The 14,705-nt window shown below is 65.2% G+C and carries 15 protein-coding genes; 2 read left to right on the top strand and 13 right to left on the bottom strand.

Annotated elements, in window-relative coordinates; all coding sequences use genetic code 11:
* Positions 1–24 precede the first annotated feature (24 nt).
* The gene (locus ACWDUD_RS21890) at positions 25–1,326 is read right to left on the bottom strand and encodes an MFS transporter (RefSeq protein ID WP_450110657.1); all 1,302 of its coding nucleotides are present in this window, start codon (positions 1,324–1,326) and stop codon (positions 25–27) included.
* Between the two features lie 438 nt (positions 1,327–1,764).
* Complete coding sequence (locus ACWDUD_RS21885) at positions 1,765–2,115, bottom strand: hypothetical protein (RefSeq protein ID WP_450110656.1); 351 nt, start codon at positions 2,113–2,115, stop codon at positions 1,765–1,767.
* A 60-nt stretch (positions 2,116–2,175) separates the two neighbouring features.
* On the opposite strand from ACWDUD_RS21885, the gene ACWDUD_RS21880 reads away from it, so the two are divergent.
* Both ACWDUD_RS21880 and ACWDUD_RS21875 read left to right on the top strand, forming a co-directional pair.
* Entirely contained in the window at positions 2,176–2,946 is a 771-nt protein-coding gene (locus ACWDUD_RS21880) for a LuxR C-terminal-related transcriptional regulator (protein WP_450110655.1), read from the top strand.
* A gap of 35 nt (positions 2,947–2,981) precedes the next feature.
* Positions 2,982–4,076 carry a LuxR C-terminal-related transcriptional regulator gene (locus tag ACWDUD_RS21875; RefSeq protein ID WP_450110654.1) on the top strand — a complete coding sequence of 365 codons (1,095 nt, stop codon included), beginning with the start codon at positions 2,982–2,984 and terminating at the stop codon, positions 4,074–4,076.
* 51 nt (positions 4,077–4,127) lie between these two features.
* Here the strand turns inward: ACWDUD_RS21875 and ACWDUD_RS21870 are convergent, their stop codons facing one another.
* From ACWDUD_RS21870 to ACWDUD_RS21820, 11 genes are all read right to left on the bottom strand, one after another.
* Entirely contained in the window at positions 4,128–5,795 is a 1,668-nt protein-coding gene (locus ACWDUD_RS21870; protein ID WP_450110653.1) for an AMP-binding protein, read from the bottom strand.
* Between the two features lie 184 nt (positions 5,796–5,979).
* Complete coding sequence (locus ACWDUD_RS21865) at positions 5,980–6,777, bottom strand: SDR family NAD(P)-dependent oxidoreductase (RefSeq protein WP_197250729.1); 798 nt, start codon at positions 6,775–6,777, stop codon at positions 5,980–5,982.
* A gap of 25 nt (positions 6,778–6,802) precedes the next feature.
* Positions 6,803–7,957: an acyl-CoA dehydrogenase family protein gene (locus tag ACWDUD_RS21860; protein ID WP_248674067.1), complete on the bottom strand. Its 1,155-nt coding sequence runs from the start codon at positions 7,955–7,957 to the stop codon at positions 6,803–6,805.
* Positions 7,958–8,161: 204 nt separating this feature from the next.
* Positions 8,162–8,689 (bottom strand): MarR family winged helix-turn-helix transcriptional regulator, encoded by a 528-nt coding sequence (locus ACWDUD_RS21855; protein ID WP_420749416.1) that lies wholly within the window; start codon positions 8,687–8,689, stop codon positions 8,162–8,164.
* Between the two features lie 105 nt (positions 8,690–8,794).
* Positions 8,795–9,775 carry a quinone oxidoreductase family protein gene (locus ACWDUD_RS21850; protein ID WP_450110652.1) on the bottom strand — a complete coding sequence of 327 codons (981 nt, stop codon included), beginning with the start codon at positions 9,773–9,775 and terminating at the stop codon, positions 8,795–8,797.
* Positions 9,776–9,924: 149 nt separating this feature from the next.
* Complete coding sequence (locus ACWDUD_RS21845) at positions 9,925–10,221, bottom strand: WhiB family transcriptional regulator (RefSeq protein WP_197250732.1); 297 nt, start codon at positions 10,219–10,221, stop codon at positions 9,925–9,927.
* Positions 10,222–10,298: 77 nt separating this feature from the next.
* Positions 10,299–11,111 (bottom strand): PaaI family thioesterase, encoded by an 813-nt coding sequence (locus ACWDUD_RS21840; RefSeq protein ID WP_248674070.1) that lies wholly within the window; start codon positions 11,109–11,111, stop codon positions 10,299–10,301.
* A 67-nt stretch (positions 11,112–11,178) separates the two neighbouring features.
* Positions 11,179–12,075: an SDR family oxidoreductase gene (locus tag ACWDUD_RS21835; protein WP_085470535.1), complete on the bottom strand. Its 897-nt coding sequence runs from the start codon at positions 12,073–12,075 to the stop codon at positions 11,179–11,181.
* A 31-nt stretch (positions 12,076–12,106) separates the two neighbouring features.
* Positions 12,107–13,243: an acyl-CoA dehydrogenase family protein gene (locus tag ACWDUD_RS21830; RefSeq protein ID WP_248674071.1), complete on the bottom strand. Its 1,137-nt coding sequence runs from the start codon at positions 13,241–13,243 to the stop codon at positions 12,107–12,109.
* 105 nt (positions 13,244–13,348) lie between these two features.
* The gene (locus tag ACWDUD_RS21825) at positions 13,349–14,152 is read right to left on the bottom strand and encodes an enoyl-CoA hydratase-related protein (protein ID WP_248674072.1); all 804 of its coding nucleotides are present in this window, start codon (positions 14,150–14,152) and stop codon (positions 13,349–13,351) included.
* A 364-nt stretch (positions 14,153–14,516) separates the two neighbouring features.
* The coding region (locus ACWDUD_RS21820) for a transposase family protein (protein WP_450110651.1) at positions 14,517–14,705 on the bottom strand (189 nt) is incomplete at its 5' end.

Below are 14,705 nucleotides of genomic sequence, written 5' to 3'. Positions count from 1 at the left end.
GTGCTCCTTCTGGTCGATGAGGCATCAGTGCGAAACCGGCGACGTTGTGGTCTCCCGGGCCGCTTCGGCAGCATCGACCTCTTTGTGGTTCAGGGTAAAGCGGTAGGAGCCCATCATCAGCAGGCAGGCGATGCCGATGCCGACCAGCACGATGATCGGGAGTGCCCCGGCGCGGTAGGATCCCGTGGCGCTGTATATCTGTCCGAGCAGGAAGATTCCGAAGGCTGCGCCTTGGGCGTAGAGGAAGTAGATGAATCCCAGCACCCGACCGTACGAATGCTTGGGGAAGTACCGGCTCACCATGTAGGCGGCGAGGTCGCCCTCGGATCCCAGCCCCAGGCCGATCAGTGCAGAGCCCATGACAAGCAGTCCTACCTCCGACGAGGTGATCATGAGGAAGACGCCGATCGCGCACAGCGCGAAGATGATCGAGCCGAGCAGGGGCGCGTAGAACCGGTCGAGCAGGTAGCCGACGAGCAGGCGAGCGAACATCGAGGACAGGCTGAGAACGGACAGGACGGACACGGCGGTGGTCTGGCTGATGCCCTTGTCGGTGGTCATCGGTACCACCTGCGACATCAGGCCGAAGGTGGCCGAGGACACCAGGAAGATGGCGACGGAGAGCAACCAGAACTGTCGGTATTTCCGGGCCACGGTGAGGAGAGATTCTCCGGCAACCCGGCCTTGCAGACGTGCAGCCTCGCGTTCGGCGTCGTGTTCGGCCGGCATCCGGGTGACGAATGCATAGACCGAAGCCGGAATGATCGTGCACACCGCGCCGATGACGAGGAAGGCCACCCGCCAGCCGCCCATGCCCAGCACCCAGTTGGCGAGGTACGGCATCAATACCCCGCAGGCACCGAGACCGGCCATGAGGATGCCCAGCGCCATGCCGCGACGGTCCTGGAACCAAGCGCTCACCACGGTGGAGTGCGCTACCGGGTTTACCGCGCCGGCGCCGGCGCCGATCACGATGCAGAGCGCGAAGAAGAGCATTTCGTTGTTCGGCAGCGCGGCCATCAACATGAGGCCGATTCCGAAAGTCAGGGCCATCGGCACCGAAGGCACTTTGGGGCCGTAGCGGTCGATGAGGAAGCCCAGGATGACGATGCTGACACCGACCATCACCGTCTCGACGGAGAGACCGTTGGCGATGATGCTGCGGTCCCAGCCGAACTCCTCGGTCATGGGCTTGCCGAGGATGTTGAACAGGACGTTGACCGTGCTGGTGCCGAACAGCAGTGTGAGAAAGCCGGTGGCGACATACCACCAGCGGTTCAGGTGCCGTGTGGGCGCCTGCAACCCAGTCGTGCCGACTGTGCTCATGGAAGCTCCTGTCGATTGCTTTCGATGGTTGGCGGCGATGCCACCAGCGGGCCCCGCGGGAAGTGGTCCCCGTCACACATGTCACCATATGGACTGGCCAATGTAAAGGACAGTCCAAAATGCTCTGTCCGATTGGAATAGGGGTTCGTGTGGCGTGAGCGAGGTGGCGAGGTCCGGCTGTCGGCGCGGAAAGGGTCTTCGACCCGGGGTCGCCGACCGGCGCGGCATCGGACTCCGGCGACGGTTCGCATCATCTCTGTGAGGCATGTCTGCTTGCCGCCCGGACGGTAGAGAACACCGTGCGGGCGGGGCCAGAGCACCCGGTCTCCGGGCTGTCGATTCCTCCACTCGTGGGACACTGCCGCGGCGCCCACCCTTGTATCGGTCATACCATTGGACGGTGCGCTCCGAGCTGGCTATACTTCTGAGTGACTTCAGTCACAAGAAGGAGTCGGCGGCATGGACGAGAAAGGTCGAGGGTGCAGGGTGACGGTGAGCCGGACGACTTCGACGCATCTCCTCCAGCGAGCCACCGACTGCCTCGGCACGGCAGGTAAACTGCTGGGCGACCAACCCTGCGACCCGCGCCCTTCTGCCCTGGCGGTGTCGTTGGCCACGGCGCGGCGCAGGCTCGCCGATGCGCTGACCGAGGGACGGATAGCCGGAGCGGACATCGAGGACGCATGTCGAATCCTCGTCGACATCGAACACCTGGAAGAGCAGTTCGCCAAGGAAGAGGCCGTCCGTCGGGTTGCCGAGCTGGGCGCGGTCCACGACGTCGCCGTCCAACTCCGGGAGCTTCCGCCGCGCGAGATCATCGAGTCGGCACCGAGCATCGTCTGCACCAAGTTGGCGTTCACGCGCTCGTTGATCTCCGCCGTGTCGGGCTCCCGCTGGCAGCCGCGTCGCCTCTATCTACGGCCTGAACTCGACGGCTCCCCACTCGACTTCTCCGATTACATCGCCTCCACCGAACTGTCGCTGGCGGAGGCGCCCCTGGAAACCGAGCTGGTACGCCGCCGGGTTCCGGCGCTGGTTGCCGCCCCTGCCGACGATCGGCGCACCCACAGGGAGTTGGTCAGTGCATCCCGGACGTCGGCATACGTCGCTGCACCGGTGATGTCCGGGGGAAAAGTCATCGGGCTGCTCCATGCCGATCGTCCCGGGTCGAGCGATGCGCTCGACCCGAGTGATCGAGATCGATTGGACACCTTCGCAACCGTTCTGGCGATCATCTACGAGCAGGCCGTTCTGAAGCAACGGCTCCAACTGCAACGTGCACGGATCGAGAAGTCGTTCGACGAAACTCAGGACATGCTCGATCGGATCTCGAAGGCCGACGCGATTCTCTCCCGTCGTGCCGAGGTAACGGCGGACGGCGCCGTTGGCAAGTCCGGCGACCGCCAGATGGTCGAACCGAACTCGGTGCTGACCTTTCGGGAACGCGAGATCCTCTCGTATCTCGCGACAGGAGCTACGAACAGCCAGATCGCCCAAGCGCTGGTCATTTCCGAGGGAACCGTGAAGTCGCACGTGAAGGCAGTACTCAAGAAATTGCACGTACCGACGCGCGCTGCCGCGGCTGCCCTCTACTCGAGCCAGGCTCGACGACAGCGATGAGACAGAAATCGCAGGGGCAGACAACCTCCCGGGCGGTGGCCGAACGCGGATTGCCACAGGCTGTGATCGACCTCCTCGACCGGCTGGGGAACGACTACGGTATCGATCTGCGGCCCTACAAGGCTCGGCCGGATTTTCCCGGCACCTGTGTAGCGTTGCTCGATGCAGCCACCGAATCTGCGTTTGCTGCGCTTACAGAACTCGGCCCCGAGCGGCGGCGGTCACTCGGTCGTCTCATTGCTGATCTCCAGGAATTGCGGCGGCGAATCCGCACGCAGTATGCCGAACCGGCACATGAATTCTCGCCCGACGAGTTTGCCGGAGCGATACGCCGTCTGCGCGGAGCCGAGTCGGTCGCCGGTCTCCGCAAGCTCATCTGCCGGGAGCTGGCACACATTGCCCACCTCGACCGAATACTGTTGTCCGAAGTGCACAACGGAACGTGGACGGTGCTGGACCTGTACAGCGAGGAAAGGGCAGAGCAGACAGTTTTCTCGCCGCACGCCCTGCCCCTCACTTCCGGCTCCGCCGAGGACCGGGCATGCGAGACAGGGGCAGCGGTGCTCGTCGGATCGGACACCGACATCGGGCCGACCGGCGAGGCTGTGCAGATGCTCGCATCGAGCGCGTATGTGGTGGCTCCGATCACCGTGTCGGCCGGGGTGATCGGGCTCGTGCACGGAAGTCGTCTCGCCGGTGAGCCATTGGACGCAGTGGACAGAGAGGTGATCGACGCATTCGCGCGGACTTCCGGAACGCTGTTCGAACGGGTGATGCTCGCTGATCGTCTCAGCGAACAGAAGGCTCTGATAATCCAACGATTGCAGCAGGAGGCGAGGGACGTCGAGCGTCTCGGGTATGTCGATGTGCATTTCGTCGACGAGAACTCCACCCGGTGGGCCGCCCTGCCGACCGGAAACACCCACGAGGTCCCGGATGCGCCGGCGATCGACTGCCTGACTGCTCGTGAACGCGAGGTCTTCGCATTGGTTGTTCGGGGTGCGTCCAACGCCGAAATCGCCGAGGAACTGGTGATCAGCATCTTCACGGTGAAGACACACGTCAAGAAGATTCTTCGAAAACTGGGCGCGGCGAATCGGTCCGAAGCCATCTACCGGTACCCGCGGTAGGCAGCCGACCGGTCTCTGTCGGCATGTGCCTCCGCGGGCGGCGGCAGCCGATCAGGCGTCGGCAGCCAATTCGGCTGCCTGCTTGCGGAGGAGGAATTTCTGGATCTTTCCGGTCGCGGTGGTGGGGAGTTGATCCACGACTACCAGCTTCTCCGGGATCTTCTGCATCATGGCCTTACGTTCGTTTCGGAGGAAGTCGGCCACCTCCTCCAGGGTCGGTGCATCGCCGTCGACGACAACGAAGGCGCACACCTTCTCGCCGAGTCGGGCGTCCGGCATCGCCACCGCCGCTGCTGCGACGATCCGCGGATGTGCCAAGAGGTGCTCCTCCACCTCCCGCGCGGAAATGTTCATGCCTCCCCGGATGATGAGGTCCTTGATGCGCCCCGTGACCCGCAGAAAGCCCTCCGCGTCGACGCGGCCGAGATCACCGGACGCGAGGAACCCTCGGTGGTCGATCGACGCGGCGGTGCGTTCGGGATCGCGCCAGTATCCGAGGAAGATACCCGGTCCACCGTAGAAGATCTGGCCTTCCTCGCCGGCCGGCAGCACGGTACCCGCGTCGTCGCGGATTTCGAGATCGACACCCTCGAAGGCCCGCCCGTCGGAGGAGAGCACTTTCTCGACGGGGTCGTCGACACGCACGGCGGTCACCAACAGTCCCTCGCTACTGCCGTATACCGGAAGGAGGGTGCAGTTGGGGAGCGCTGTCTTCCAATCCCGCAGTAGGGTTTCCGGGATCGGGGCGCCTGCGCTCACCCAGAGTCGCATCGAGCTCAGGTCGTGAGCCGCGCCTGCTTCGATCGCCCCGAGTGCCATCTGGAGGAACGGTGTCGCGGCCATGCTGACCGTTGTCCTGTACTCGGCGATGCGTCGAAGTCCCTCGTGGGGTTCCCACACGTCGAGTAGGTGAATTCCGCTCCCGAGGATCAACGGTGTCGCCACGCCCACGGCGAGTCCGGTTGCATGCGTGACCGGGGAGGGCATGAAGACGATATCGTCGGGGCCCAGGCCCATCACCTCGCGACCGAGACCGTAGACGGTGAAGGACAGGGTGTTGAACGTGTGCTGGCAGCCCTTCGGGCGTGATTCCGTGCCCGAGGTGTAGATGATCGCGTGAGCGGCATCCGCCGGCGGCGGCGATCCGAGTTCGTCGGGGCCGGGCACATGGTTTCCGGCGATCAGTGATTCGAATGCGAGCTCATCGGCACGTGCAGATCCACGTACGACGACGACGTGCTCGAGCCCGGGCAGCTCGCCACGGATCTCCGCCAGCATGTCGGCATAGCGGAACTTGCGAAACTCTTCCGTGACGAAGGAGACCTTGGCTCCGGAGTGCTGGAGGACGTAGCGCACCTCGTCGTGCCGGTAGACCGGCATCGTGGGCACCACAACAGCGCCGATCCGGGCTGCGGCCACATAGATGACGACGAATTCGTTCCAGTTCGGCAGCTGCACCTGAACCCGGTCGCCGGGGGCGACGCCGAGTTTCCTCAGTGACGCCGCCAGCCGATATGCCTGTGCGCGAAGTTCGCCGCGGGTGAGCGTGCTGTAGCCGTCGGTGACGGCGACGAAATCCGGGTCTGTCTCCGTCCATCGGTCGACGTGTTCGGTCAGGCTCTCGTCACGCCAGTAACCGTTCGATCGGAACGCGTGCAGCGTGTTCGCGCTGTAGCGGTCCTCGGGAAGGATTGCCCGTGTGTGCTCCACGACGTCCATGTGCGGATCCTTGCTTTAGGGTGCCCTGTTCGTGGGCGGAAGTGGACGGAAGTTGTTGGTCGAACCATGTTCTCGAGCGGAATGGGGGAAATGAACTGTTCGGAAGCGATTTCAGCCTCGAGGGTGAAGGAATTGCCTCGATGGGATGAGGCGTCTGGATGGGTGTGTCCCCCGGGGGTAGTTCTCAGGCTGCGGAAATTCCTCCGTTGACGCTGATCGCCTGTCCGGTGAGCCGTCGTGCGGCGGGGGAGGCGAGGAAGACTGCGAGTGCGGCCAGGTCTTCGGATTCGGGGACGCCGAGGTGGGCTTGCTGGGCGGCCTTGGCAAACAGTTTGGCGCTGAATCCGTCGGATGTGATTCGCTCGGTCGAACCGGTGCCGGCGACGAGCGACGGGGTCAGAACATTGACTCGGATCCCGTTGCGCTTGGCTTCGATGGCCAGGGTCCGGCTGAACATGACGATCGCCGCCTTGGCCGCTCCGATGACCGCTTCGCCGGGGGTGGCGGTCTTCGCGGCATCCGAGGCGACGTTGATGATCACCCCGGTCTTCCGTGCTGTCATGTGCGGGACGATCTCGCTCGCGAGGTACATGCACGGCAGTGCGAGTTGGTTGAAGATGCGTGCGATGTCGTCGGTGGGGATGTTCGCGAAGAGTTCCGGCCGGGTGTCTGCGGCCGTCGTCGAGACCAGGATGTCGACACCGTCGAGGATCCGTTCGGCTTCGGCCGCGATGTGTGTGGCGCCCTCGACGGTGGTCGCGTCGGCGGACAGGAATGTGACCTCGCACGACGAGTTGGCAGACGAAATGCGCTCTCGGGCAGCAGATCCGCGTTCCGATCCGCGGCCGACGATCATGATGCGCGGTACGCCGGCCTGAGCGAGGCCTACCGCGGTCGCCAGGCCGATTCCGGCCGTTCCTCCCACCACCAGTGCGCTGCTGTCCTTCAGTTCCTTCGGTGCTGCAGTGCCATGTGTGTTCATTCGTGTATTCCGTTCGAGGGTCGGGTCAGAGGGATACCGTGCCGCGGGCGAAGATGTCCTTGGCGATGATGCGCTTCTGGATCTCGGCGGTGCCATCGGCGACGAGATAGGCGGTGACGTCGCGGTATCTCTGCTGCAGAGGTGATTCGGTCGAGTAGCCGAGATTTCCGTGTACCCGCATCGCGAACTCGATCGCGTTCTTGGCCACGACAGGTGGCCACCACTTGCTCATCGACGCGAGGGCGGTGTGTGGTTGAGCGGTTTCCCTGAGCCACAGCGCCCGATAGCAGATCCAGCGGGCACCCTCGAGATAAGTGGCGTGCTCGGCGAATTGGAATGCGAGGCCTTGGTGCTCGGACAGTGGTTGTCCGAAGGTTTCCCGCTGCTGGGCGTATTCGGCGGCCTCCTCGAGGCTCTGCTTCGCGGCTCCGAGGCACATCAGCCCCAGGGCGGCACGGCTGAAGTCGAAGTGTTCCATCACCGAGTGGAAGCCTTTGCCGAGTTCCCCGACGAGATGTGATTCGGGAACGAAGACATCGGAGAGGTGGATGCTTCCCCAGCCCAGCGGGAGGCAACCCATGCCGGGCATGTGGCTGACGGTGACTCCGTCCGCGTCGAGCGGGACGACGAAGCAGCTGACGCCTCGTGCCCGCTCCGATCCGGGTTCGCGGGCGTAGACGAGTGCGGCGGTGGCGTTCATCGCCCATGAGATCGCGGTCTTCTCCCCGTTCAGGCGCCATCCACCCTCCACGGCGGTGGCGGTGGTGCGAAGGGCGCTCGCGTCGGATCCCGAGCCCGGCTCGGTCAAGGCGATGGCGATGGTTTGTTCACCGCGAATCAGCGGCGGAAGGTAGTGGTCCTGGACCTCGTCCCGGCACAGCGCCAGTTGGGAGGCGACCAGACCGATCTGTACGGGAGCCGACGCCATGTTCACGTCGCCGTACGCGAGAGTCTCGGTGGCGATTCCGAGCAGAATGGGATCTTCGGTGCCGGTTCCGCCGTATTGCTCGGGTAGTCCGATGCCCAGCAGGCCGATGTCGCCGAGTTTCTGCAGGATGTCGAAGGGGAACTCCGTCGACGCTGCGCGGTCGCGGTAGCCGGGCAGGAGAACGCGGTCGCTGAACGCTGTCAACGTTTTTCGGAACTCTTCGTGCTCGTCGGTGAATGCGAAGGAAACCATGGGAGTGTGCTCCTGTGCGGGGACTCGACTGGGGTGATCGCGGCGAGGGAAGCGCTGACGCGCAATGGAACCCGGGGTCGACCCGTGCCCCGCCGGAAAGAATTCTAGATTTGAATAGTAGGTCGACAAAGCATTTCTGGCAAGAGGTGTGGGATGCGCGGGAGTGCGGTATTCGACTGCTGCGACCGCGAAAAGCTCAGCCGGTCAGTGGCCGGTCTCGATGTCGCCGACGGCGCGGCGGACGAGTTGCAGATGTGCGATCAAGGTTTCGAGAGTCTGTGTGTCGACCGACGCGAGACCGAACCGGGCTCCGGCGAGACGATCGTTCGCTTCCTCGACCACGTCCAGGCCCGCCGGGGTGAGAGTGGCGAGGACGGTCCGGCGATCCGTCGGATGGGCATGGCGTTCGACGAAACCGGCCTTCACGAGCTGGTCGACCGCCATCGACACCGTGGTCGGATGGACCATCAGGTACTTGCTCAGCTTTCCCAGTGTGCGGGTTCGCTCCTCGGACAGCTGCAGCGACGTCAGGATGAGATAGGCATTGCGCGACAATCGAAGTGAGCGTAGCTCCCCGTCCATGGCGCGGACGATCCACTGATGCGTGCGAAACAGGGCCATGGTGGTGGCGAATTCCAGATCGGCCGAATCCCGTCGTTCCGTCCACTCGGCGCGCATCCAGTCGATCACGTCGCGACTGTCGTCGGCGGGCGTCGAGTGCTCACTCGCCACTGTGCATCCTCTCGTCGCCGCCGAACCGCGTCTCTCGCATCGATAGCCGACCTGCCGGATCGATGATAGCCGGACGCGTGTCGACGGCCGGCGGACGAACGGCTCTCAGCTGTGTGAGAGCACGATCTTCCCGAACCCGCTTCCCTGTTCGAGGTACTTGTGTGCGGCGGCCGCTTCGGCGAGAGGAAACACAGCACTGATCGGCAGGGGGGGAACGGTTTCGGCGTCCAACAGCCGTAGAAGACCCGCGAAGTCGTGGGGGCTGCCCATCGTGGTCCCGATCAGTTCGTACTGTCCGAAGTAGAACGGGCGGACATCGAGGGTGGTGCGTTCGCTGCGTGACGCTCCCAGCACGACCAGTCGACCGCCCGGCCGCAATGCCGTGACGGACTGTTCCCATGTCCCGACGGAATCCAGGACGAGATCGAAGCCCTGGCCGTGGGGTGAGAGTCGGCGAGCGGCGTCCGGCCAATGAGGATCGGTGTACAACACGCCGTTCGCCGCGCCGAGCTCTCGAGCCTGCTCGATCTTGGACGTCGACGACGAGGTTACCGTGACCCGGGCGCCGACGGCGGCCGCAAGCATCACGGACATGGTCGCGACGCCGCCGCCTGCGCCGAGGACCAGGAGGTTTTCGCCGGCGCGGAGGCGGCCGCGCGTGAACAGGGCGCGGTAGGTGGTGAGTCCGACGAGGGGAAGTGCCGCGGCCTGCTCCCAGGTGAGGCCGCGGGGCTTGGGTGCGACGCAGTCCTTCGGGACTCGGACCAGTTCGGCGTAGGTACCACGCTGGTGATCGCCGAGGATCTCCCACCGCGCGCCCGGGGCGGCTTCGCGATCACCCCACCACAGCGACGGGAGCACGAGAACCTCCTCGCCGGTGTCGGTGCGGATTCCTGCGCCGTCCGCTCCGAGAATGTGGGGCAGTGGTGACGAATACTTGCCCTGTCGTACCAGGACGTCGTGCCAATTGAGTGCCGCTGCCCTCAATTCGACGGTGACCCAACCGGGGTCGGCTTTCGGATCGGGGACCGATTGCCACCTCAAGACATCGGGTCCTCCGAACTCCTGCATCACGACGGCATCCACAATGATCCTTTCGGTCGTACCATTCGCACGATACTGCACATCCCGCGGTGCGGTGACGATCGGGTCCGCTACCGTCACCGGTGCCGATTCGAGGGCGAACCGGTGGATTCCACCGGGATCGGCTCGATCCGGCCGGCCCTGTCCGAGGGCTATAGGACTCTCCACAGCGGTCGCCGGTGTCGTGTGCGCTCGTTCTCGGTCAGGCCGCCCCAGATGCCGTGCTGCTCGAAGTGCGCCAGTGCATGCTTGCGGCATCGGAGAAGCACGGGGCATTCCTCACAGACGCGCTTCGCCTCGGTTTCACGCAGCGCGCGTTCGTGACCGGCTTCGTTCTCGGGTCCGAAGAACAGCGAGGGGTCCGCATCGCGGCAGCGGCTGTGTCTCTGCCAGTCGGTGTCGGCGGCCGACAACGCGATGGTGTGTTGTCTTGTTGCAGGAAGCGTCATGATCTTCGCCTGGATGTGGGGTATGTGCGAACGGCCGAAGAAAGCGATCGACCACGATCTTGTGTCGGAACCCAGGGTCAGTGGACGGCGCTGCAGGTGACGGTGGCGGTGGTGCATGTCTTTCCTGCGGTGTTGCGACAGGTGACCTCGACGATTCCGAGGCTGCGACCCCGGTGCACGATCTTCGGCGCGAACGTGACGGGTTGGTCCGACGGGCACGGTCGCAGATACGAGATGTGGATCGAGGTGGCGCGGAAGCCCGCATCGGCGGAGAGCGCCGCAGAACCGGTGATCTCCGAGGCGCACAGAAGTACACCACCGTGAATGTTACCCATCGGATTGGCCAGCACCGGGGACGGACCGAATTCGAGGCCACCGGCCCCGCGCGTGTGCTCGGCTCCCAGCAGTTCGATGATCGAGTCTGCTCGGAGTCGTGAGTTCAGATCCTCGGAGGAAACCGCGGGTGCGCCCGGCGGGTCGGTGAGCGGCACGGTCTGGAGGCGGGTGGACCCGCAGGCGATGAGACGGCCCTGCGCATCGACGATCCGACCACCAGCCAGCCCGGTCCGCGCGCCTCGACCCAACATCCAACTCTCGGCGCGCAGAACCGATCCGTCGACCGGTGGATCCGCTACGAAGTCGAGGTGGATTTCCGTGCTCACCGCCCAGAATCCCTCGGGCGTCATCCCACTGACGAGATGTCCCATCACGTCGTCCATCACGACACCGAGAGTTCCTCGGCACGGTCGTCCGTGATCGTCGGCAAGCCATGGCCCCGTGACCATTTCGGAAAACCCGTGAGAGTCGTTGCCGGTCACATCGGAGACTCGGAACAGCTTTTCGGCGCCGGTGGAGAAGAATCGAAGCGCGGTCGGGGTGTCGCTGGTCATGGCTCTCCTGACGGACGTGCGGTGAAGCCCGGTGCGCGAACGCGCGCCAGGGCTGTCGGGATGGGGCTCAGACGCCGCGCTGGGCCTTCGCGGCTTCGCTGGCGGCCTTGCTCTTCTCCCGGGCGGCGGCCCAGTCCGCGTCGGTCATGGAGGTCAGGCCGGCGAAAGTGCCGGGCCCGGCGAGCATCTGGCCGCCATCCATGGCGATGGTCTGCCCGGTGAGGTAGTCGCATGCGTCCGACAGCAGGAAGATCGTCAGGTTGGCGAGCTCCTCGATGGTGCCCATCCGCCCCATCGGGACCTGGTCGGCCTGGGTGGCGCCGACCGCGCTCTTGTCGGTGGGATTGAGCATCTCCCAGGCATAGTCGGTGGGGATCGGTCCCGGGGCCAGGGCGTTGAGGCGGATTCCGTAGCGGGCCCATTCGACGGCGAGGGACATGGTCATCGAGTGCACGGCGGCCTTGGCCATCGCGGAGGGGACGACGAACGCCGAACCGCTCCACACCCACGTGGTCAGCGTGGACAGCACCACGCCCTTGGTGCCGCCTTCGATCCAGCGGCGGCCGGCGGCATGGGTGGTGTTGAACGACCCGTTCATCACGGTGGAGGTGACGGCCTCGAAGGCCCGGGGGCTGAGCGATTCGGTGGGGGCGATGAAGTTGGCGGCGGCGTTGTTGATCACGCCCGTGAGAGGTCCGTGCAGGGTCCAGATCTCGTCCATCGCGGCGGACACCATCTCGGCGTTGCGGACGTCGACGGTCTGCCAGTGGACCGAGCCGGGGCGTGAGACGGATGCCTCTGTGGCGGCTTCTTCGAGGACAGCGGGTCGGCGGCCCCAGAGGTGGACGTCGGCGCCGTGGTCGACCAGGTGGCGGGCGACGCCGCGACCGAGGCCGGTTCCGCCGCCGGTGATGAGGATTCGCTTGCCGGCGAGGGCCTCGGACGTGAACGGGGAGGTGGTCATGTCGGGGGTCCTATCGGTCGGAGAATGGGGATCACAGTCCCAGGCTCTTGCTGATGATTTCGCGTTGGATCTCGTTGGTGCCGCCGTAGATGGTCGGGGCCAGGGCGCGGCGGACCTGTTCTTCCATGCCGTATTCGCGGGTGTATCCGTAGCCGCCCATCATCTGCATGGCCTCGAGGGTTGTCTTCTTTGCGATCTCGGTGCACTTGAGCTTGGCCATCGAGCCCTCGCGGTTGAGATTGTCCTCCTCGCCGGCGTCGATGCGTTCGGCGACCTCGTAGACGAAGGACTTCGCGAAGGCGATCTCGGTGGCGAGGTCGGCGATGCGGTGGCGGATCGCTTGGAAGCTGCCGATCTTGCGTCCGAACTGCTCGCGTTCGGTGACGAACGCGATGACGTCGTCGAGTGCGCGTTCGGCCGCACCGAGCGACATGGTGGCGATGATGAGACGCTCGACGCTCAGGCCGCGCATGAGGTGGCGCCACGCCTGGTTCGGAGTGCCGACCACGGCCGTGACCGGGACGGCCACGTCGGTGAAGTAGAGGTCGTTGCAGGTTCGGGCCTCCATGGTGGCGATGCCGTGGATCTCGAGGCCGGGGGTGTCGGTGGGCACCATGAACAGGGTCAGACCCTCGTGCTTGGAACCGGAGGAATCGGTGCGGGCGAGCAACAGGACGTGCTCGGCGACGTGGGCCGCGGAGATCCATGTCTTCTGGCCGTTGATCACGTAGTGGTCGTCGACGAGCTCGGCCTTGATGCGGACGCTGCCGAGGTCGGATCCTGCTCCGGGCTCGCTCAGGGCGATCGCCTCGAGCTTGCCTGCGGCCATGTTCGACACGATCGTGCGCTTCTGTTCGTCGGTGCCGTAGCGCAGATACGTCTGGGCGGCGGTCAGGCCGGTCGAGTAGCCGGTGATGGGGGCGAGGCCGCGCGAGGTCTCCTCGAGGAAGATGCACTCCTCGACCATCCCGGCGCCGCCACCGCCGTATTGCTCGGGCAACGAGACCGCGAGCCAGCCGAGTGCTGCGAACTTGTCGAGGATGACCTGGCTGTTGGCTACGGTGCCGCCAGCGGTGAGCACGTCGCGTTGTTGCAGGGTCTTGCACTCGGCGTCGCAGAACTCGCGGACCGCGAGTGCGAACTCGTGTTGTTCTCGGCTGAAGCGCATGTCGACAACTGCTCTCTGTGGACGACGGGGAGGGCGGCGTGAACTGGTGGGCAGGTCACCGGGCGGCGGGACGGTGGGGTCCCGCCGCCCGGGGAGCTGGGGCGGTCAGGCGCCGCGGAACTTGGAGAAGTCGGGCTGGCGCTTCTCGTTGAACGCGCTGATGCCCTCGAGTGCCTCGGCGGACTCACCGAACAGCTTGAGCGTGGAGTAGGCCATGTTGCCCTGGGCGATGAAGTGCTCGGTGTCGGCGTTGAGCGACTGCTTGAGCACCTTGAGCGAGGTGGGGGAGAGCTGCAGGATCTCGTCGGCCCATGCCCGGACCTCGGCGCGGAGCTGGTCGGCGGGTACGACCTTGTTCACGAGACCCCACTCCAGGGCCTGCTGGGCGCTGTAGCGGCGGCACATGAACCAGATTTCCCGTGCCCGCTTCTCACCGATGGCGCGGGCGAGGTAGCCGGTGCCCAGGCCGGCGTCGAAGGATCCGACGCGGGGGCCGTTCTGTCCGAAGATGGCGTGCTCGGCGGCAATGGACATGTCGCACAGCAGGTGCAGCACGTGTCCGCCACCCACGGCGACACCGTTGACGGCGGCGATGACGGGCTTGGGGGTGTCCCGGATGACACGGTGGAGGGCCTCGACCTCGAACAGGCCGCTGTCGGAGGGTCCGTAGTCACCGGTCTCCATGCGCTGCTTCTGGTCGCCGCCCGAGCAGAAGGCCTTCTCGCCGGCACCGGTGAGGGCGACGGCGCCGACCTCCGGGCTGCCCCACGCTGCCTTGAAGGCCTTGACGAGCTCGTCGACCGTGCGGGCGCGGAAGGCGTTGTATCGGTCCGGCCGGTTGATCGTGATCCAGGCGAGTCCGTTGTCGACCTCGTACGTCACGTCCGTGAATGCGGTGAAATCAGTCATCGACCTGGTGGTCCCTTCCTGCACTGGTTGCTCGCCGTCGCCGCGAGAACGGGGTCGCGGGACGGAGTCGTCGGGTTTGGTCCGACCGTATGACAAATGTATCCGCGTTAACGATCGTTTTCAAGGGGCGGGTGCGTTGCCGGGTCCTGACCGTGGTGGCGGGAACCGCACAGTATGCCCGCAGCGGAGCCCGGCAGGGGACGATTCCGGCCGAACCCTCGCCGGGAACCTCTGGAGGAATCGACATCCGCGACCAGCGTGAGGTGTGGCTGCGGCGGCCGGGCCGACCGTAGGGTTCGCTCGTCGCTCCGCCCCCTGACCGGCGCCTTCCGCCATGCCCTCATCCACGGAGAGTGAGGTTTTCTCACCAGGCGGGGGCTTGTAGGTGAAGAAGCACGAGGGCGGCAGCGGTTATCGCGCCGATCCTCCACGGACACAGACTGATTCGTTGTAAAGCTTTCCAGCGGGTCTTCAGCAGGGCATTCGCACGTTCCGCCGGAGCGCGCATCGCGGACAGAAGTGTGTTGCGGCATCGAGTGCCGGCATCGAGGTC

This window comes from Rhodococcus sp. NPDC003382 (genome assembly GCF_053589135.1).
This window is presented reverse-complemented; position numbering and strand designations above follow the sequence as displayed.